Source organism: Ruegeria sp. CDSC054, assembly GCF_059610645.1.
Genome location: NZ_JBXWOA010000008.1, coordinates 19,690 through 38,478, shown reverse-complemented (window position 1 = coordinate 38,478; position 18,789 = coordinate 19,690). Strand labels below are relative to the sequence as shown.

Genomic DNA, 18,789 nt, shown 5'->3' with positions numbered 1-18,789 from the left:
CTCTGCCTGCCTCAGGCACGGGGCGGATTTCCACCCGCCCTACAAGTGTGGGGAAAACCCACCCTCCGCGTCAAGTCCTGTCCTGCGTCGGTATCAAATCGCCGAGCTGTGTCCCGCCTTGCTCAGATCATAGGCGTCAAAGGTGCGGGCGACCATTCGGGTCAGCGCGCGCGCCTCGGGCGGGATGAACAGGCCGTCTTCAGAGACGCTTAGCAACCCGTCAAAGGTTGCGTTTGCAGTCTGATACATCTCCTGCAATTCCGCGGCGGTGATGTTGTGGTCGCGCAGAATCTCGGCGGTATCTATCCGGAAATCGCACATCAACGCTTCAATCAATCGGGCGCGCAAGATGTCTTGGCCTTTGAACAAATGCCCACGGGATATTGAGAACCCGCCCTCGCGGATCGCTTTGGTATGCGCCGACGTCGCGGGTGCGTTCTGGGCGTATCCTTGCGGGAATCGTGAGATCGAGCTTGCACCAATTCCAATCAGAACGTCGGACTGATCGTCGGTGTAGCCCTGAAAGTTGCGTTTTAACCTTCCCGCGTTCAGTGCGTGCGTCAGCCCGTCATCCTGCGTGGCAAAGTGGTCAATGCCGATTTCGGCGTACTTGTCCCACAGGAACAGGCGCCGGGCCGTATCGAACAGATCCAGGCGGTCTTCGGGTGTGGGCAGGGCATCCGTCGGGATCAGCTGTTGCCGCTTTGCCATCCACGGCACATGCGCATACCCGTACAACGCCACCCGGTCCGGGCTGAGCGACAGCAATTTCTGCACGCTTTCAGTCATCCGCGCCTTGGTCTGGTGCGGCAGACCATACAGAATATCGGCATTCAGGCTGGCGATGCCGCGCGCGCGGATCATTTCTATGGCCTTGCGGGTGGTGTCGTAACTTTGGATGCGCCCGATGGTTTTCTGGATTTCGTCGTCGAAATCCTGCACGCCGATAGACGCACGGTTCATGCCAGCCTCGGCCAATGCATCGAGCCGACCCTCGTCAATCTCATTCGGGTCGATTTCGACCGAGAATTCCGCCTCCGGCCCCAGTGGGACAATTTCAAGAATCCGGGCGGCCAGATCGAGCATCAGATCGGGGTTTAGCAGGGTGGGTGTACCACCGCCCCAATGCAGGCGCGACAGGGTTACGCCTTCGGGAAGCTGGGCGGCAAGCAGGTCCAGCTCGGCCTTCAGGACGTCCACATAGGCGATCACGGGGTTGTCGGTTTGGGTGCCTTGCGTCCGGCAGGCGCAGAACCAGCACAGTCTGCGGCAGAACGGGACGTGGACGTACAAAGACACAGAACTGCCGGGCTTGATCCCGGAAATCCAGTCGCCAAAAAGACTTGGCCCCACATCGTTGCTGAAATGCGGGGCGGTGGGATAGCTTGTGTAACGCGGGACTTTCGCGTCAAATAGTCCAAGCCTTGATAATTGCGGTTTCACTATCATAGCGATACCGTTAAGGCACGGCCGTCTACGAAACCTTGACTGAGATCAAGTGAAAGCGCGAACGATGCTAAAAGCACAGATTGATCATACCAATTGTTCCGAATGCCCCATTCGGCATCGCGCCGTCTGTGCGCATTGTGATGCTGATGAGTTGGAAGAGCTTGAAGGCATTAAGTATTACCGTAGCTTCGAAGCTGGTCAGACAGTCATCTGGTCGGGCGATCAGATGAACTTTGTGGGCTCTGTCGTGTCAGGAATTGCCTCGTTGACCCAGACGATGGAAGATGGGCGAACCCAGATGGTTGGCTTGTTGCTGCCCAGCGATTTCGTCGGTCGGCCGGGCCGTGATTCTGCGCCTTATGATGTGCAGGCCACAACTGATCTGGTCATGTGCTGTTTTCGCAAGAAGCCATTCGAACAACTGATGAACGACACGCCCCATATTGCGCACCGGCTGCTTCAGATGACGCTGGATGAACTGGATGCCGCGCGCGAGTGGATGCTGGTGCTGGGGCGCAAGACGGCGCGCGAGAAGATTGCAAGCTTGCTGTCAATCATTGCCCGGCGGGACGCTTCAATTGCGCCCAAGCAAAAACCTGGCCCGATTGTCTTTGACCTGCCGCTGACACGCGAGGCTATGGCAGATTATCTGGGATTGACCCTTGAAACCGTAAGTCGCCAGATTTCGGCCCTGAAGAAAGAGGGGGTCATCGAGTTGGAAGGCAAACGCCACGTGACAATCCCCGATATGCGGCGTCTGATGGACGAGGCTGGCGACGACTCGGATGGCGGCTTTCTGATTTAAGCCTATCCTGCTGCCTTCAGCCGTGATTTACTGAATCCGTGAATGAACCACGCAGGAGTAAGGCATGGAATTCAGTAGCATTTTGGCAATGCTGGTCATCGGTGCGATCGCCGGGTGGCTTTCGGGAAAAATTATGGAAGGCCGCGGGTTCGGCCTGATCGGAAACATCATAGTCGGGATCGTGGGCGCCTTTCTTGCAGGTCTGATTTTCCCGGCGCTGGGCTTTTCGGTTGGCGGCGGCGTGTTTTCGTCAATACTCTTCGCAACCATCGGCGCGGTCATACTGTTGTTTGTGATTGGTCTCATAAAACGCGTCTAGGCCATCCGTCCGAACGGAAGGCCCTGAATAGGAAACACGCCTGATCAGTGTGCCAGAAACACTGGGACCGAAGCTTGTTCCAGCATGTTGCGAGTCGCCCCGCCCAGGATGGCTTCGCGGAACCTTGAATGACCATATGCACCCATAACGATCATGTCCGCCTCACTATCTTCGGCGTGCCTGTTCAGGATGTCTGAGACACGGGTCATGGTTTTGCTGAGCACATCAATTTCACATTTGGCCCCATGACGAGCCAACATCTGAGACAGTAGTCCACCGGGGTCAGAGCGGTCGGGGCCGTGGCGCGGCGGGTCGATAACGACAATTCGGACCAGATCAGCTTGCGTCAGGAAAGGCAGGGCGCACCGGATGGCGCGCATGGCTTCGACACTTTCATTCCACCCGATCAGCACAGTACTAGGACGCTCAAAGGGCGCTGAGCTATCAGGCGTGACCAGAATTGGCGCGTGACCCTCGAACATGGCGGCTTCGACAATTGGTTCGGCCTCGGCGCTGCGGTCTTTGCCATAAGGTTTAGGCAGGACAACCAGATCCGAGAACCGGGCACGATGCGCTACGTGCCGACCAATATCGGCGATCTGAGCGACCCCGCTTTCGGCAGACCAGCGAATATCGGATTTGCCCAGATATTCCTGAGTTTGCGTCAGCAGTTCGTCGGCGTCTGCGTTGGCCCGGCTCAGCGTTTCTTGCAGGACCAGAGCATTTGCACCCGCGTAATAATAACCCGCTTGGCTGCGATCGACGCCAAGGCATAGCGCTTCGGCATGCGCATCCTGTGCATTTGCCAGTGCAACCATTTGCGCCAAGGCTGATTGTGATTGTCCCGAGTCCGTTACGACTGTGAGAAGAGATTTGTACGCCATTTTGACCTCTTGTCTTCAGGGCTAAGTGGCATGCGGCCATGCAACTCAGTCTAAGGCTTAGGATTGTCACAGATTTCGGGCTATTGTCTTGATACAGATCAAAGCGAGGTTGGCCGCTGTCCGACAAAACAACGGCCAGTCAAAAGGGTTCCGCGACAAATAAGAATCGCGCGGGGCATGGCAAAGGGACGCAATATGTCAAATTACATCAAGCTGATCGTGCTTGGTCTGATCGCGATATTCGCGGCGATCGGAACCAATTACGCACGCGATTTGGCGTATCAGGTGCATGCAATTCTGGTGATGCTGATCGCCGGTGGATTGTTCATCTGGACGCTGAGAAATACGGATGAGCCAGATATCCTCGTCGACCGTTCGGCCGAGTACATGGATGACGTGATCCGCTATGGCGTGATCGCAACTGCCTTCTGGGGGGTGGTCGGGTTCCTTGCGGGGACCTTTATCGCCTTTCAGTTGGCCTTTCCGGTGCTGAACTTCGAGTGGGCACAAGGCTATCTGAACTTTGGCCGTTTGCGTCCGTTGCACACCTCGGCTGTGATTTTTGCCTTTGGTGGTAACGCGCTGATCGCGACGTCTTTCTATGTGGTCCAGCGCACAAGCGCTGCGCGCCTATGGGGCGGCAATCTGGCGTGGTTCGTGTTCTGGGGCTATCAGCTGTTCATCGTTCTGGCAGCAACCGGCTATGTGCTGGGTGGAACGCAGTCCAAGGAATACGCGGAACCCGAATGGTACGTTGACCTGTGGCTGACCATCGTCTGGGTGGCCTATCTGGCCGTATTCCTGGGTACGATCGTCCGGCGGAAAGAGCCCCACATCTACGTGGCGAACTGGTTCTATCTGGCGTTCATCGTGACCGTCGCCATGTTGCACTTGGTCAACAACATGACCATCCCGGTCAGCGTTTGGGGTTCGAAGTCAGTCATCGTCTGGTCGGGCGTTCAAGACGCCATGATCCAGTGGTGGTACGGCCACAACGCCGTGGGCTTCTTTCTGACCGCAGGCTTCCTGGGCATGATGTACTACTTCATCCCGAAACAGGCCGAGCGTCCGGTATTCAGCTACAAGCTGTCAATCATCCACTTCTGGGCGCTGATCTTCCTGTATATCTGGGCCGGTCCGCACCACCTGCATTATACCGCGCTGCCGGATTGGGCGTCGACGCTGGGCATGGTGTTCTCGATCATCCTGTGGATGCCGTCCTGGGGTGGCATGATCAACGGCCTGATGACCCTGTCGGGCGCGTGGGACAAGCTGCGTACTGACCCGGTGATCCGGATGATGGTGATCTCGGTCGGCTTCTACGGCATGTCCACGTTCGAGGGGCCAATGATGTCGATCCGCGCGGTCAACAGCCTCAGCCACTACACCGACTGGACCATCGGTCACGTGCACTCGGGCGCGCTGGGCTGGAACGGCATGATCACCTTTGGTGCGCTGTACTTCCTGGTGCCGGTCCTGTGGAAGCGTGAGCGTCTGTACTCGCTGCAGATGGTCAGCTGGCACTTCTGGCTCGCCACTATCGGCATCGTGCTCTACGCCGCGTCGATGTGGGTGACCGGTATCATGGAAGGCCTGATGTGGCGTGAAGTGGATGCAAACGGCTTCCTGGTGAACTCGTTCGCTGACACCGTGGCTGCCAAATTCCCGATGTATGTGGTGCGTGCTTTGGGTGGCGTGATGTTCGTCGCGGGTGCGTTGATCATGTGCTACAACCTGTGGATGACTGTGCGGAAAGCGCCGGCCAAAGAGGCCAGCCTGACCGTCGCGGTCCCGGCTGAATAGGAGGGCCGGAGCAATGGCAATTCTCGACAAACATAAGATCCTCGAGACCAACGCGACCCTCCTGCTGATCTTCAGCTTTTTGGTCGTGACCATCGGTGGCATCGTGCAGATCACCCCGCTGTTCTATCTTGAGAACACCATCGAGAAGGTGGAGGGCATGCGCCCTTACACCCCTCTCGAAATGGCGGGCCGTGACATCTACATCCGCGAAGGCTGCTATACCTGCCACAGCCAGATGATCCGCCCGATGCGGGACGAGGTCGAACGCTATGGCCACTACTCACTGGCGGCCGAGTCGATGTACGACCACCCGTTCCAATGGGGGTCCAAGCGTACTGGACCAGATCTGGCGCGTGTTGGTGGCCGCTATTCCGACCAGTGGCATGTTGATCACTTGCGTGACCCGCAGTCGGTGGTTCCGGAATCGGTGATGCCGAAGTACGGCTTCCTCGAGCATCGCAAGATCGACGGCAAGTATATCGGTGACGTCATGGCGGCGAATGCTGTCGTGGGCACGCCCTATACGGAAGAGATGCTGGCAAATGCACAGGCGGATTTCCGAGCGCAGGCCGACCCGGACAGCGACTATGACGGTTTGCTGGAACGGTACGGTGACAAGGTCAGCATTCGTAACTTCGACGGTCAGCCCGAGCTGACCGAGGCTGATGCGTTGGTAGCTTATCTGCAGATGCTGGGAACGCTGGTCGATTTCTCGACCTTCACCCCGGATCCGAGCCGCTAAAGGAGGGTGTGATGGAAGAATACACAATCCTGAGGCAATTCGCGGATAGCTGGATGCTGTTGCTGCTGTTTGCCTTCTTTGTTGGCATCGTGATCTGGGTGTTCCGCCCCGGTTCCAGCAAGGAATACAAGGACACCGCCAACATCCCGTTCCGGCACGAAGATGCCCCAGCGCCCCGCAAGGGTGACGAAACAGCTGCGCCCCGTGGGGGCGACAAACCCGCCACATCCAAGGAGGCGCGGCAATGAGCAAGATACCTGAAAAACAGCCGGGCGATCCGAATACCACGGGCCACAGCTGGGACGGCATCGAGGAATTCGACAATCCGATGCCACGTTGGTGGCTGTGGACCTTTTACGTCACGATCATCTGGGGTGTGATCTACACGATCATGTATCCGGCCTGGCCGCTTGTTCAATCCGCAACTGCGGGCGTCCTTGGCTGGTCTTCACGAGAATTGGTGCAGGAAGAGATCGTTTCCTTCGAAGAGGCCAATGCGCCGTGGAACGCCAAACTGGTTGAAACCTCGCTTGAAGATGTCTCGAAAGATCCGGAGCTGCAGCAATATGCGGTCAATGCGGGCGGCGCGGTATTCCGGACATGGTGCGCGCAGTGCCACGGTTCGGGCGCGCAGGGTGCGCCGGGCTTCCCGAACCTGCTGGATGACGCATGGCTCTGGGGCGGTTCGCTGGAAGATATCGAGACCACCATTGCCTATGGTATTCGGAATGAAGAAAGCGACGATGCACGTTATTCCGAAATGCCAGCCTTTGGCGAAATCCTCGAGAAAGAGGAGATCACTCAGGTCGTACAGTACGTCATGTCGCTGACCAATGCGCAGACCGACCACGCGGCGGCACAGGCAGGCAAGGTTGTCTTTGAGGACAACTGCTCGGTTTGCCATGGCGAAGACGGCAAGGGTGACGTCACTCAAGGTGCACCGAACCTTACGGATGCGATCTGGCTTTATGGTGGCAGCGAAGAGGCTTTGACCGAAACGGTACAGTATAGCCGCTTTGGCGTGATGCCCCCGTGGGAAAACCGCCTGACCGAAGCGCAAATCCGCGCTGTCACCGCCTATGTCCACCAGTTGGGTGGCGGTCAGTAACCTCAAAAGAATACCTTCGGACGGTTCGCCGTCCGAAGGTTGAGGCACCGGCTGTTCCATCTGTTCGCGCGTTTCCTGAACAGCCGGTGCTGCCTCTCTACCTTACAAATCACCAGCGAGGCGGTCCAGACGCGGGCTTCGGTTTGCTATTTGCATTGCGAAAAACTGGCGCGTTTGTGTTGCCTCCACCAATGACTTTCCGGCAACCAGCGTTGCCTTTGTCTGTCAGATCGATCCGATGATTTTGGTTCATCCAGCTCATGTGTCTGAGTGGCGATCATGAATGACTTTGCAAGAATTGAGAGCATCTGACATCTCCTGAGTTTTGGTTCTTCTGTCATCAGGATTGATTTTCAGACTGCAAAATGCGACTCAATTAGCATTTCTATATGTAATCAGGGCTTACATATGAACTGGATGGAAATGCCGCCGCTCGCATCGCTCAGAGCTTTTTCCGCTTTTGCGGCGACACGGAATGTTGTGGAAGCGGGCAACTCACTGAATGTCAGCCACGCTGCCATCAGCCAGCAATTGCGCGTGCTTGAGAAATTTCTTGGAGTTGCGCTGTTGGATCGGTCCGGCAAATCCATGACCTTGACGCCTGAAGGTGAAAGGTTGGCGCGCGCCGTGCATCTTGGGTTCGGTGCGATTGGCGATGCCTTGGTCGAACTGACCCAATCCAAACAGGATCGTCCGGTTCATGTTTCTTTGACGTCGTCATTTGCCGCGTCATGGCTGATGCCCCGCCTGCCTGCATTTCAGGCCGAACACCCGGATATCCAATTGGCGCTTGATCCGTCACCTGCACTGGTCAGCCTAGATCCCGGCGGTGTCGATGTGGCCATCCGCTATGGTGCAGGCACATGGCCCGGTGTCCGTACAGAAATGTTGCTGCAAAGCCCTATGGTGATCGTCGCGGCCCGCAATCTGGTGGGGGGAAAAACGTCGTGGACGCCAGACGAGCTCAGCGAACTGCCCTGGCTTGAAGAGTTCGGCACCACCGAGGCAACCAACTGGCTGGCCCGACGTGGTGTCGGGCACGGGCCAAACGCAGGGCGAATCTCATTACCCGGCAATCTGCTTTTGGAAGGGTTGCGCGCGGGGCAGGGCGTAACCGTCACGGCGCGGCATTTTGTCGAAGCAGAAATCACGTCGGGCCAAATCATCGAACTGTTTCGCGAGCCCGAAAACAGCGGATATCACCTTGTTACTGGTGATTTCCCTCTGCGTCCGGCGGCAAAAACTTTTATTGCATGGCTCAGGCGGCAAGCTGGTAAGATGTGACAAAAGGTGTCTGCACGATGCGCTTTTGACCCATGTCAAAGTGGCTACCTTTGTGTTCTGGAAAAAGACACCGTGATATAGCCACATCTGGAGCCAGCCCGTGAGCGATTCCGACCCCGCACCCAGCCTTTACGCCGCACGAGAACCCATATTTCCGCGCCGCGTGTCCGGGCCGTTTCGCAACCTGAAATGGATTATTCTCGCGGTCACGCTGGGGATCTATTACATCACCCCGTGGATCAGATGGGACCGGGGGCCCAGCCTGCCGGATCAGGCGGTGTTGCTGGATTTGGCCAACCGCAGGTTCTATTTCTTCTGGATCGAGATCTGGCCGCATGAATTCTACTTTGTTGCCGGTCTGTTAATCATGGCCGGGTTGGGGTTGTTCCTGTTCACCTCGGCGCTGGGGCGCGTGTGGTGCGGATATGCCTGCCCGCAGACGGTTTGGACTGACCTGTTCATCCTTGTCGAACGGTGGATCGAAGGAGATCGCAACGCCCGATTGCGTCTGCATCGGCAGGAAAAGCTAGACTTTCGTAAAGCGCGGTTGCGGCTGACGAAATGGGGTGCCTGGCTTTTGATCGGTCTGGCGACCGGTGGCGCCTGGGTGTTCTATTTTGCCGATGCGCCGACACTTCTGCGGGACCTTGTGACCGGGAATGCCCATCCGGTTGCCTATACGACAGTACTGATTTTGACGGGAACGACCTTCCTGTTCGGTGGCTTCGCGCGCGAACAGATCTGTATCTATGCCTGCCCATGGCCGCGGATTCAGGCGGCTATGATGGACGAGGATACACTCGTCGTCGGGTACCGTGAATGGCGTGGTGAGCCGCGTGGCAAGGGCAAACGAACTGCGGATTCTGAGCTGGGCGACTGCATCGACTGTATGGCCTGCGTCAATGTCTGCCCGGTTGGGATCGACATTCGCGACGGACAGCAGTTGGAATGCATTACTTGTGCGCTGTGTATCGACGCCTGTGACGACATGATGGCCAAGATCGGCAAGCCGCGTGGTCTGATCGACTATATGGCCCTGAGCGACGAAGCCAACGAGCGGGCAGGTAAACCTCCCAAAAATGTCTGGAAACACATCCTGCGGCCCCGGACCATCCTGTACACGGCCCTTTGGTCACTTGTCGGCTTTGGGCTGCTCTTTGCCCTGTTCATCCGGTCCGACATCGAAGTTACCGTGGCCCCGGTTCGCAACCCGACCTTTGTCACCCTGTCCGACGGCACGATCCGCAATACCTATGACGTGCGCGTGCGGAACAAACATGGCGAGGAACGGCTGTTCAAGCTGTCCCTGTCCGGTGATCCGGCGATGCGGATCGTGATCGAAGGCACGCCACTTGATACGGTGAATGTCACGGCGGATACTGCGCAATTGCAGCGGGTCTATATTATCGCCTCGAAAGACACGGATCCGGCAGCGGCGGACGCGACACCGGTTCGGATCTGGATCGAGGATATCGAAAGCGGTGAGCGCGCCTACAAGGACACGACGTTCAATGGACGAGGAAACTGAGATGGCCGAGCGTCAATTTACTGGAAAGCACTTTCTGGCGATCTTTGTCGCTGCTTTCGGGGTGATCATTTCCGTGAATCTCGTGCTGGCCTACAAAGCTGTCCAAACCTTTCCCGGGCTCGAGGTCAAAAACTCTTACGTCGCCAGTCAGGAGTTCAACGAGCGCCTGAAAGTGCAACAGGCCTTGGGTTGGGAAATCCGGGCTGAGACCAATGGCGGTCTTTTGATCCTGCACATCACCGACCAAACCGGCGCGCCGGTCCAGGTGGCCGAGCTGCAGGCAGTTGTTGGCCGGGCGACGCATGTGAAAGAGGATTTCACCCCGGATTTCACTTTTGACGGGACCGCCTATTCCACGCCCGCAGCGCTGGGCAAGGGGAACTGGAACATCCGTCTGGTGGCCAAAGACAACAGCGGTGCCGAATTTGCGCAGCGGGTTCCGTTGTATGTGAAAGGGTAGGGGATGACCGCTCAGCTCAGCTCAGGTACGGCGGCATGCCCCGGTTGCATCGCAGCACCGGCGGAACCAGCGCGACCCGTTCCTGAAGATGTGCAGATTGCCCTATCCCTGCCCGGCATTCACTGCTCGGCCTGTATTGCGAATGTTGAGCGCGCGCTGAACGCCCATCCGGGTGTCGAGGACGCGCGGGTCAATCTGACGCTCAAGCGTGCAATGGTCAAAGCAGCCGCTGAGACACACGCTGCCGACCTGATCCCCGTTTTGGAGCGCGCCGGGTACGAGGCGCATGAGCTGGACCCGGGCGCTTTGTCGGCAACCCAATCCGACAAGGCCGGGCGTGATCTGCTGATGCGATTGGCGGTGGCTGGTTTTGCGTCGATGAACGTGATGCTGTTGTCTGTGTCGGTCTGGTCAGGGGCTACGGATGCAACGCGGGACCTGTTTCATTGGATTTCAGCGGCCATTGCTCTGCCTGCGATTGCCTTTTCAGCGCAGCCCTTCTTTGCCAACGCCTGGAGTGCGCTGCGCGTCAAACGATTGAACATGGATGTGCCGATTGTGCTGGCCATTCTGTTGGCGCTCATGACGTCGCTTTGGGAAACCGCGCTTAGCGGAGAGCATGCGTATTTCGACGCCGCACTGACGCTGACTTTCTTCCTGCTCGCGGGCCGATATCTGGACTACCGCACCCGCGCCGCAGCGCGATCAGCAGCCGAAGAACTGACGGCCTTGGAAGTGCCGCGTGCAATTCGCTTGGTGGATGGGGCGGAAGAAGAGGTGTCCGTCGCAAGCATGGCCGTTGGTGATCTGATTCTAGTTCGGCCCGGCGGGCGTATGCCTGTGGATGGTGAGATTGTATCGGGCAAATCGGAGCTCGACCGGTCATTGTTGACGGGCGAGACCTTGCCTGTCTTTGCCGAAGCCGGTCTTGCCGTCAGCGCAGGTGAAGTCAACCTGACAGGCCCGCTGACGGTCCGGACGACGGCGGTAGGCGAGGATACGTCACTGCACCGTATGGCGGATCTGGTGGCCATCGCCGAATCCGGTCGATCGCGCTATACGTCGCTGGCTGACAAGGCGGCCAAGCTATACGCGCCAGGGGTGCATATTCTGTCCGCGCTCAGTTTCCTTGGGTGGTACATCTATTCCGGCGATATCCGAACCGCGCTGAACATCGCTGCAGCGGTTCTGATCATCACCTGCCCCTGTGCGCTGGGGCTTGCTGTGCCCGCTGTGACGACGGCGGCCTCGGGGCGATTGTTCCGCAAGGGGATGCTAATCAAACATTCTACTGCGCTGGAACGTCTGGCCGAGGTTGATACGGTCGTTTTTGATAAAACCGGCACACTTACATCCGGCACTCCGGAATTGACCAATCTTGAGGATCATTCCCGCGCGGATCTTGAGATTGCACTGGCACTGGCCGAGGCGTCTTCGCATCCGTTGTCGGTGTCGCTTGCCAAGTCCGCCAGAGATGCCGGGATCAAGCCTGCCAGACTTGAGGATGTGGTCGAGGTTCCGGGTTATGGCACCGAAGGAACCTACCGTGATCAGCGTGTGCGCCTTGGGCGCGCCGGTTGGACCGGCGCGACCGAAGGTGATCAGACGGCAGCTTGGTTGGCGGTCACGGGGCAGTCACCGGTTGCGTTTCTGTTCTCGGATTCTCTGCGTCCGGGCGCGGCCGAGGCTGTGCAGGCGTTCCGTGACGGCGGAAAGAGCGTCGTTCTCATCTCGGGTGATACGCGGGGCGCAGTTCAATCGCTGGCCGACAAGCTTGGGATTGAAACATGGATTGCCGAGGCGCTGCCTCAGGATAAAGCCACCCATGTACAGGAGCTCAGCGACCAGAGCCGCCACGTCCTGATGGTTGGTGACGGGCTGAACGATACGGCCGCGCTTGCCGCGGCGCATGTGTCAATTTCACCTGCCTCGGCGCTGGACGCAGCGCGAGTGGCGTCGGATATCGTATTACTGGGCAACGATTTGTCCCCGATTGCAGATGCCTGTGACACAGCAGTGAAGGCGACCAAAAGGATTCGCGAGAACTTTCGCATCGCCACGGTTTACAATATCATCGCGGTACCCTTGGCCGTGGCCGGGTTCGCCACACCTCTGATCGCGGCATTGGCGATGTCGACGTCGTCGATTACCGTGTCCCTGAATGCCCTGCGCCTGAGGTAGTTAATATGGAAGTTCTGGCCTATCTCATACCGATTTCCCTGTTTTTGGGCGGGGTTGGCCTTGTGGCGTTTATCTACACGGTGCGGTCGAACCAGTACGATGATCCCGAAGGTGACGCGCGGCGTATCCTCAGCGATGAATGGGATGACAAGCCCAAGTCCTGACCACTCTTGAAATTGCCGCAATGCCCGGTTATGTCCGGCCCATCCGCTAGCAGAGAGAACCAAGCCAAATGGCAACTATGAATCCGATCCAGTTCATTCAGCAAGTCCGTGCCGAAGTCTCGAAGGTCGTCTGGCCGACCCGGCGCGAGGTTCTGCTGACCACGGTCATGGTGTTCATCATGGCGGCGCTGACCGCTGTGTTCTTTGCGCTGGTCGATCTGGGTATTCGCGGCGGTCTGCAACTGATCCTGGGCGCATTCGGTTAAACCGGATTGGGCCGGGCGGAAACGCCACAGCCCCCTTGCACAGCGCGGGATGTCAGAGTAGTTGACACAGTACTATTCGGAATGGGCGTGCGGCGATTCGGGCTGTGCGCCGCTTTTTATTCCGGGTGACGTGGCAGAATTTCAATGACGGTGCTTGCGGCATTCCGAACGCACCGAAGGCAAACAAGGACGACAGGTTCATGGCGAAACGGTGGTACTCGGTCAGCGTTCTTTCGAACTTCGAAAAGAAGATCGCAGAGCAGATCCGCACGTCCGTGGCTGAGCAAGGCCTTGAGGACGATATCGACGAAGTACTGGTGCCCACCGAAGAGGTGATCGAAGTGCGCCGGGGCAAGAAGGTCACGACCGAACGCCGCTTTATGCCCGGCTACGTGCTGGTGCATATGGAAATGTCGGATCAGGGCTATCACTTGGTCAACTCGATCAACCGGGTTACCGGCTTTCTGGGCCCGCAGGGCCGCCCGATGCCGATGCGCGACGCCGAGGTGAACCAGATCCTCAACCGTGTTCAGGAAGGTGAGGACGCGCCAAAACTGATGATCTCGTTCGAAGTGGGCGAGAAGGTCAAGGTCAACGACGGCCCGTTCGAGGATTTCGACGGTATGGTCGAAGGTGTGGACGACGAAGCCCAGAAGCTGAAAGTCTCGGTTTCGATCTTTGGTCGCGAAACCCCGGTCGAGCTGGACTTTACGCAGGTTACGAAGCAGGGCTAAAACCCACTTCAGCGAATTTTGGAGCGCCGCGATGCTAGGAGCAACGCGGCGCTTTTGCTTTTATGGCATCAGCTTTTCAAATTCGCAGGCAAAAGGCAGAAGAAATCGACCGGAAAGTAAGAGCTTTGCAGCTAGGGCGGACCGGGAATTAGTTCTTGTTGTTGAAGAACTGTTAGGATGTCCAGAATTGTCGACGGGCTGACATCCACCGAACCGTCCAAAAATACACCAAGTCCACCTTCTCCGATCTCTCGTGGGCCACCAGAGTCATAAACCGGATCAAGAGACGCGAGCTCTGCCGGCAGTACCGGACACAAAGGGGTTTCGTTCAAAACAAGGTCTACGGCAGCCAACATCAGCTTCTTGACGGACTCGAGCGTGTCGTCCTCAAGGAGTTTTTCGCGCTGCGCTTCGGGAGCCGTGAGTACGAGGTCGATAAGTTCGAAATAGGCACAGTTGTCCCGCAACTCTACAGTCGCCTCGGTGGACATGTTTGCCTGGATAGAGTTTTTTTGTTCACCCCGCTGAAAGTCGCGCTCACTGGTTCGGCTGCATTCAAAGATTGTGATGGTCACTTGCCCATCCAGATCGATCGCGTCGTCTTCAGCCTTAAAGCCGAATTCATCCAGTCGGACTTGCAGGCCGCAATTGTCGACTATTGCGTTTTCCGCCAGTCGCTCAGGTACAGTTTTCTGTACTTCGCGCAGATCAAGAAGGGCACCCACACCGATCCGGGTAGGGGCAACAGCGGAGAGGTTAAGATCAAGCGTATAAGGCAATTCCGTATCACGAACTGGCAGTGTCGCGTCGATGACAAAATCTACCTGTTGCGCGACGGGTGCTCGGGCTCCCAGAACTACTGCCATTAAGGCTGGAAAAATCAACCAAAGTCTCATTCAGCAAACTCCAATACGCCAAGCTCCTTCAATCCTCCAAGGACTTCGACAATTGTCTCAGCGCTGACATCGGCAGACCCGACAATGGCAGCACCCATCCCGCCTGGCGCAATTTCCCGAGTGCCCCCGGACTCGTAAATCGGGTCGAGTACAGTGAACTCCGCGGGCAATGGCGGGCAGACCGGGTGCGCAGCCAAAAATTCCCCGCCTTTTTCGAGGACGGCTTCGTTGATGCGGTTGGTCAGTCCGAAAAGATTGGAGACAGCGCCAATAAAACCGCGCGGATTTAGATCAACGCCTTCGATGCTGAATGTCAGGCATTGGCCCTTCACCTCGGCCTTGGCGACCGCGACCGCGTCTACCGTGGCCCCAAAATACCGAAAGCCCGGTTCTTCATGGCGGTTACATCTCGTAAACTGCGCACGGGCTGAACCTTCAATCTTTACGGTGTCGTCTATGGCGGTGACGTCCCGAACCTCAAGATAGATCTGGCGTTTACAGCTTTCTTCCAGGGGACCGGTCAGTATTTGAGGCGCTTTTTCCTGCAATCCGCGCAAATCCATAAAGGCGCGCAGTTGCAAACGGGTTGGGCTGGCTTCTTCAAGGCCACCATAGACAGTGAAGGGAACCGGAATATCGCGCAGTGGAACTTCTTTATTCAATTTGATCTGAAACCGACCGGCATAGGTGGCAGGATCAATTCCCGTAGAGGAGTATGAAGAAGAACTGTTGGACCCGCCGGTTTGGGTGACCGCCTCCGGCTCTGCGCCCTGATCCTGAGCCTTGCTACCACAGCCCGGCAGCATAGCAAAAAGAATGCAGACCAATAGTCCCTTATTCAGTCGAGATGATGCCATCCCTGACCACCTCTTCTGTGTCCAAGCCGTACCAAGATACCCGCCTGCGTTTCTTAAGCAACTTATGTATTCAATTTATTTATTTTGTTTCGCTGTTTCCAACTGTCACAGAGGCTCGTTCAGGACACAAACACGCCCTTTGGAAACAAGGTGTGAGCTACTTGCCAACCCCACCATTCCCCTATTCATGCCGCCTTTACCGTTTTCGGGCGAGATTCTCTCGTGGGAGGTTGCTGGGATCGCGGTCTGGTATCTGACCGCGCGAAACAAGTCGGGTGGGGCGTGCCGGTCAAGCTGCTGTTCTAACTTTTGGCGGTGAAGTCACGGTCGAACTAGGTTTCTAGCAACTTGCGAAGTAGAGCTAGGTTGTTTTCTGGCTACATTGATAACGCCGCGATGCAATACGCAACGCGGCGCTTTTTTGTTTCAGCTTGGCAGACGCCGATAGCGTTTAGTTTATCGACTTATCTCGCCTGCACCATAGCCGCTCGCAAGAGTTGCGGGCGGTCTGATTGGGATGGCAGGAAGACAGCCTGCGATCCAGCATCCAGCGCAGAAAGGCTCGCATCGTACCATTGCATCGCAAGATCGCGGCGTTCTTGTACACCAAAGCCTTCGCGCAGGTGGTGCCCAACCAACTCTCCATAGGCTGGCTCGCCCATAGCGACCAACATCAGTGCAGAACCAACAGCGGTATCCATGTTGTCCTGCAGGTAACCCATTGCCAGGCAGACTTTGCTTGTCGCCGCAAGATCTTCAGGGCTGAGCCCGGAATCCAAAGCAAGCTTGCGCATCTGAGTTTCCGACTCTGTTTTTGAGTTTAGAGACAACGCAACAACTTGCGGCTCCAACATTTCACCAAAGGCGTCACACTGAGCTGCGACCTGATCTGGTGTCAGTCCCTGAATGTCCTGCATCAGATCCTCACCGCGCGCCATCGCGTAGCTACGGGCGAGGCAGAACTGTTCGCTGAGTGCAAAATCAGGATCGGACATATTGGCCAAAGTCGTGTAGCCGCCATTGGTCGACGTCTGAAGCATAACCGCGCTGCAGCGATTGGCGAGTGACGGGCCTGTTGTGCCGCCAGAAAACAAGGTCGGTAGGGTAGTGGATGGTGCTTCGGCAACGTCTGCCGTGGGTTCGACCTCTTGCGCGGTTGCGACCGGGGCGGCCACTGCCGGTGGCTGCGGAGCCGCCGCCAGAGCGGTGCCGCTATGCACTTGCTGACGGTACGCTAACAAAAGAGGCTGTCCGGACAGTTGAGTCGATGCCTGTCCTCCGCTTGTCGCCCAATAGTAGGCCTGCATAAGGAAGTCGCGCTGATACGGCTGAAAATCATAGCCATTGATAGGGTAGCCCATTGAAACCTGATAACGTTCGATCGCAGACCGGGTTCCGCGGCCGACCTGTCCATCCACCCTTCCGGCATTGTAACCAAAGTAGTTGAGTGCGGTCTGAGTTTGCGCACCTTGTGTTGTCGACGGTATGCCGGGACGGTAGGTCCGAGTTGACCGCGTCGTTCTCTGGGCTTTTTTCTTCTGCTGGTCCTGGCCTATCGCGTAACCTAAGACCCCACCAACGACAGCGCCGCCGAGGAAGTCACCGGCGTCGGCCCGCGCCACCTGAGGAGCGGTTGCAACAAAGGATAGGGCGAGTCCGAGCGTAACTATCAAACGAAAAAACATAACTTACCTCCAAAACAAAACGCCTGAATTTGATGAGTATACCACATTCATTGCTCAACGCGGACCTGGACATTACTGTGACGTTCGAATCCCAGTCTCAGGGCGGTTGGTTGGCGGACTTTTGCCAATTTCAGGCTATTTTCCGATGGGCATAAAAGTCTTCTAACTCACGAAATGTGGACGAGCGGGTCAATTGTGGTCCGTTCGAGGAATTCGTCGGTATGGGCGACGGCGTGGACGACGAGAACCAGAAGCGAAGGTCTTGGTTTCGATCTTTGGCTGCGAGATGTCGGCCGAGCTGGACTTCACGCAGGTTAAGAAGCAGGGATACTTGGGCTTAGCAGAAAATTTATGTTGAGGTGACCTGTTGGGCACCCTTTTTATGAATTTGCTGTGCGAACTTTCCAGACAGATTGATCCTCGCCAAACCCTTTTAGGGACGCCGTTCCGATCTGTTCGCACAGTTCTGGCAGAATTGCCGCAGCCGCGTCAGAGAGGACATGATCAGAATCTAACTCTGTCGCCGCTGTAAGCAATCGGGCGGTTAGATTCACGTCAGGCCCAATCGCTGTAAAATCCAGCCGGTCGCCACCTCCGATGTTGCCATAATGAAACCGACCATAGTGGATCGCTGTGCGGACGCCCAGTTTATGATCGAAGCTTGCCGTGTCCAGCGCTTGCCAACCTTCTTGAACCGCCGCAATTGCGGCTTTGACCTGTGCGTCCGGGGGCATGTTTTCCCGAGTTGGGAAAATGGCAAAAAATCCGTCACCCATAAATTTCAATATTTCACCGCCCTGATCCATCACGGATGGGGCCAGGCAGTCGAAAGTATTATTCAGAAGCTTGACTAACGCGTCTCCGGAAACTGAATTCGAGAGTTGTGTGAACCCCTTAAGATCTGCGAAAAGAATGACGGCGTCGATTTCTCCTCCGTCGCCGCGGTGTATCTTGCCATCCAGAATTTGTGCGCCACTGTTCCGGCCCACATAGGTCGACAAAAGATAGGTTGCATCCAGTCGCAGCATATAGGACTCGGTCAGGCGTGCGAGCGGTCCACGGACCCTCTCCAGAATATTCAAATCCCGTTCTGAGAATCCGCCCGGCGATGCGCTCGACCACGTGCACACGTGGGTATCGCCGTTGAGGTAGATCAGTGGCTGCGCAAGATAGTCTGTAAACCCTTGTTCGCGCAATTCGCCTATGATGATGTAATCTTCCGGGCAATCGGGGTCTTCCAAGTGCCGACGAATAGTTTCCTTACGCTCGATCACATGGGGCAAGGGATTGTTCGTGTAAATTTCGGTCGTAAACAACTGCAGCGGGGCATCAACCCTGTCCACTCCCTCACCCGCCTTCCATAAGAACCGGCGGCCTGTCAGATTGGGGTGAAGCGTCCAGATGAACAACCCGAACCGGTCGATTGCTACGCCCGCATCCACTAGACTCGTACAAATACCCTCAATGATGCCTATGGCATTTCCTGCCGAGCGGGCCCCATCGACCATCCATTCGATCAGGGCGTCAACTTTGGTTTGTTGCGGGCTGGGCTTTTGCGATGCGGGCAACATGAGTTTCTCGTTAGGCGGCGTGTTGTAGCGTATAAACCGGTATCATGAAACTC

19 protein-coding genes are annotated in these 18,789 nt (G+C 56.8%); 13 read left to right on the top strand and 6 right to left on the bottom strand.

The features are described 5' to 3' along the window. Positions 1–93: 93 nt before the first annotated feature. The gene (hemN, locus tag AC2FGC_RS15520; RefSeq protein WP_496726625.1) at positions 94–1,449 is read right to left on the bottom strand and encodes an oxygen-independent coproporphyrinogen III oxidase; all 1,356 of its coding nucleotides are present in this window, start codon (positions 1,447–1,449) and stop codon (positions 94–96) included. 64 nt (positions 1,450–1,513) lie between these two features. Here hemN and fnrL point away from each other — a divergent pair, with 64 nt between their 5' ends. Together fnrL and AC2FGC_RS15510 are read left to right on the top strand one after the other, a co-directional pair. Then, positions 1,514–2,254 (top strand): transcriptional regulator FnrL, encoded by a 741-nt coding sequence (gene fnrL / locus AC2FGC_RS15515; RefSeq protein WP_496726626.1) that lies wholly within the window; start codon positions 1,514–1,516, stop codon positions 2,252–2,254. A gap of 64 nt (positions 2,255–2,318) precedes the next feature. Continuing rightward, positions 2,319–2,573, top strand: coding sequence for a GlsB/YeaQ/YmgE family stress response membrane protein (locus tag AC2FGC_RS15510; RefSeq protein ID WP_170417060.1), 255 nt, complete (start codon positions 2,319–2,321; stop codon positions 2,571–2,573). A 44-nt stretch (positions 2,574–2,617) separates the two neighbouring features. Here AC2FGC_RS15510 and AC2FGC_RS15505 read toward each other — a convergent pair whose 3' ends face one another. Then, positions 2,618–3,457: a universal stress protein gene (locus AC2FGC_RS15505; protein WP_496726627.1), complete on the bottom strand. Its 840-nt coding sequence runs from the start codon at positions 3,455–3,457 to the stop codon at positions 2,618–2,620. Between the two features lie 195 nt (positions 3,458–3,652). Between AC2FGC_RS15505 and ccoN the strand changes: the two genes are divergently transcribed. The 11 genes from ccoN (at position 3,653) to nusG (ending at position 13,727) form a co-directional block, all read left to right on the top strand. Further along, positions 3,653–5,260 (top strand): cytochrome-c oxidase, cbb3-type subunit I, encoded by a 1,608-nt coding sequence (ccoN, locus tag AC2FGC_RS15500; RefSeq protein WP_472724515.1) that lies wholly within the window; start codon positions 3,653–3,655, stop codon positions 5,258–5,260. 13 nt (positions 5,261–5,273) lie between these two features. Continuing rightward, complete coding sequence (ccoO, locus tag AC2FGC_RS15495) at positions 5,274–6,002, top strand: cytochrome-c oxidase, cbb3-type subunit II (protein WP_058272496.1); 729 nt, start codon at positions 5,274–5,276, stop codon at positions 6,000–6,002. A gap of 11 nt (positions 6,003–6,013) precedes the next feature. Next, positions 6,014–6,250, top strand: coding sequence for a cbb3-type cytochrome oxidase subunit 3 (locus AC2FGC_RS15490; RefSeq protein WP_496726628.1), 237 nt, complete (start codon positions 6,014–6,016; stop codon positions 6,248–6,250). Continuing rightward, entirely contained in the window at positions 6,247–7,110 is an 864-nt protein-coding gene (gene ccoP, locus AC2FGC_RS15485; RefSeq protein WP_496726629.1) for a cytochrome-c oxidase, cbb3-type subunit III, read from the top strand. The genes AC2FGC_RS15490 and ccoP overlap by 4 nt, the downstream gene beginning before the upstream one ends. Before the next feature lie 408 nt (positions 7,111–7,518). Beyond that, positions 7,519–8,394, top strand: a complete 876-nt coding sequence (locus AC2FGC_RS15480) for a LysR family transcriptional regulator (protein WP_496782785.1) — start codon at positions 7,519–7,521, stop codon at positions 8,392–8,394. 100 nt (positions 8,395–8,494) lie between these two features. Beyond that, positions 8,495–9,922, top strand: coding sequence for a cytochrome c oxidase accessory protein CcoG (gene ccoG, locus AC2FGC_RS15475; protein ID WP_496726631.1), 1,428 nt, complete (start codon positions 8,495–8,497; stop codon positions 9,920–9,922). A 1-nt stretch (position 9,923) separates the two neighbouring features. After that, positions 9,924–10,382, top strand: coding sequence for a FixH family protein (locus AC2FGC_RS15470; protein ID WP_496726646.1), 459 nt, complete (start codon positions 9,924–9,926; stop codon positions 10,380–10,382). A gap of 3 nt (positions 10,383–10,385) precedes the next feature. Further along, positions 10,386–12,563, top strand: a complete 2,178-nt coding sequence (locus AC2FGC_RS15465; RefSeq protein WP_496726632.1) for a heavy metal translocating P-type ATPase — start codon at positions 10,386–10,388, stop codon at positions 12,561–12,563. A 5-nt stretch (positions 12,564–12,568) separates the two neighbouring features. Continuing rightward, the gene (gene ccoS, locus AC2FGC_RS15460) at positions 12,569–12,727 is read left to right on the top strand and encodes a cbb3-type cytochrome oxidase assembly protein CcoS (RefSeq protein ID WP_058272490.1); all 159 of its coding nucleotides are present in this window, start codon (positions 12,569–12,571) and stop codon (positions 12,725–12,727) included. A 68-nt stretch (positions 12,728–12,795) separates the two neighbouring features. Beyond that, entirely contained in the window at positions 12,796–12,993 is a 198-nt protein-coding gene (gene secE, locus AC2FGC_RS15455) for a preprotein translocase subunit SecE (RefSeq protein WP_058279820.1), read from the top strand. Between the two features lie 200 nt (positions 12,994–13,193). Then, positions 13,194–13,727, top strand: coding sequence for a transcription termination/antitermination protein NusG (nusG, locus tag AC2FGC_RS15450; RefSeq protein WP_058272488.1), 534 nt, complete (start codon positions 13,194–13,196; stop codon positions 13,725–13,727). Between the two features lie 131 nt (positions 13,728–13,858). On the opposite strand, the gene AC2FGC_RS15445 is transcribed toward nusG, so the two are convergent. The 4 genes from AC2FGC_RS15445 to AC2FGC_RS15430 form a co-directional block, all read right to left on the bottom strand. Next, positions 13,859–14,623, bottom strand: coding sequence for a hypothetical protein (locus AC2FGC_RS15445; protein WP_496726633.1), 765 nt, complete (start codon positions 14,621–14,623; stop codon positions 13,859–13,861). Further along, on the bottom strand, positions 14,620–15,480 hold the full coding sequence (locus AC2FGC_RS15440; protein WP_496726634.1) for a hypothetical protein: 861 nt from the start codon (positions 15,478–15,480) through the stop codon (positions 14,620–14,622). The genes AC2FGC_RS15445 and AC2FGC_RS15440 overlap by 4 nt, the downstream gene beginning before the upstream one ends. Positions 15,481–15,944: 464 nt before the next feature. Further along, entirely contained in the window at positions 15,945–17,165 is a 1,221-nt protein-coding gene (locus AC2FGC_RS15435) for a peptidoglycan-binding domain-containing protein (protein WP_496726635.1), read from the bottom strand. Positions 17,166–17,545: 380 nt separating this feature from the next. Then, entirely contained in the window at positions 17,546–18,736 is a 1,191-nt protein-coding gene (locus AC2FGC_RS15430) for an adenylate/guanylate cyclase domain-containing protein (protein ID WP_496726636.1), read from the bottom strand. Positions 18,737–18,789: the final 53 nt, after the last annotated feature.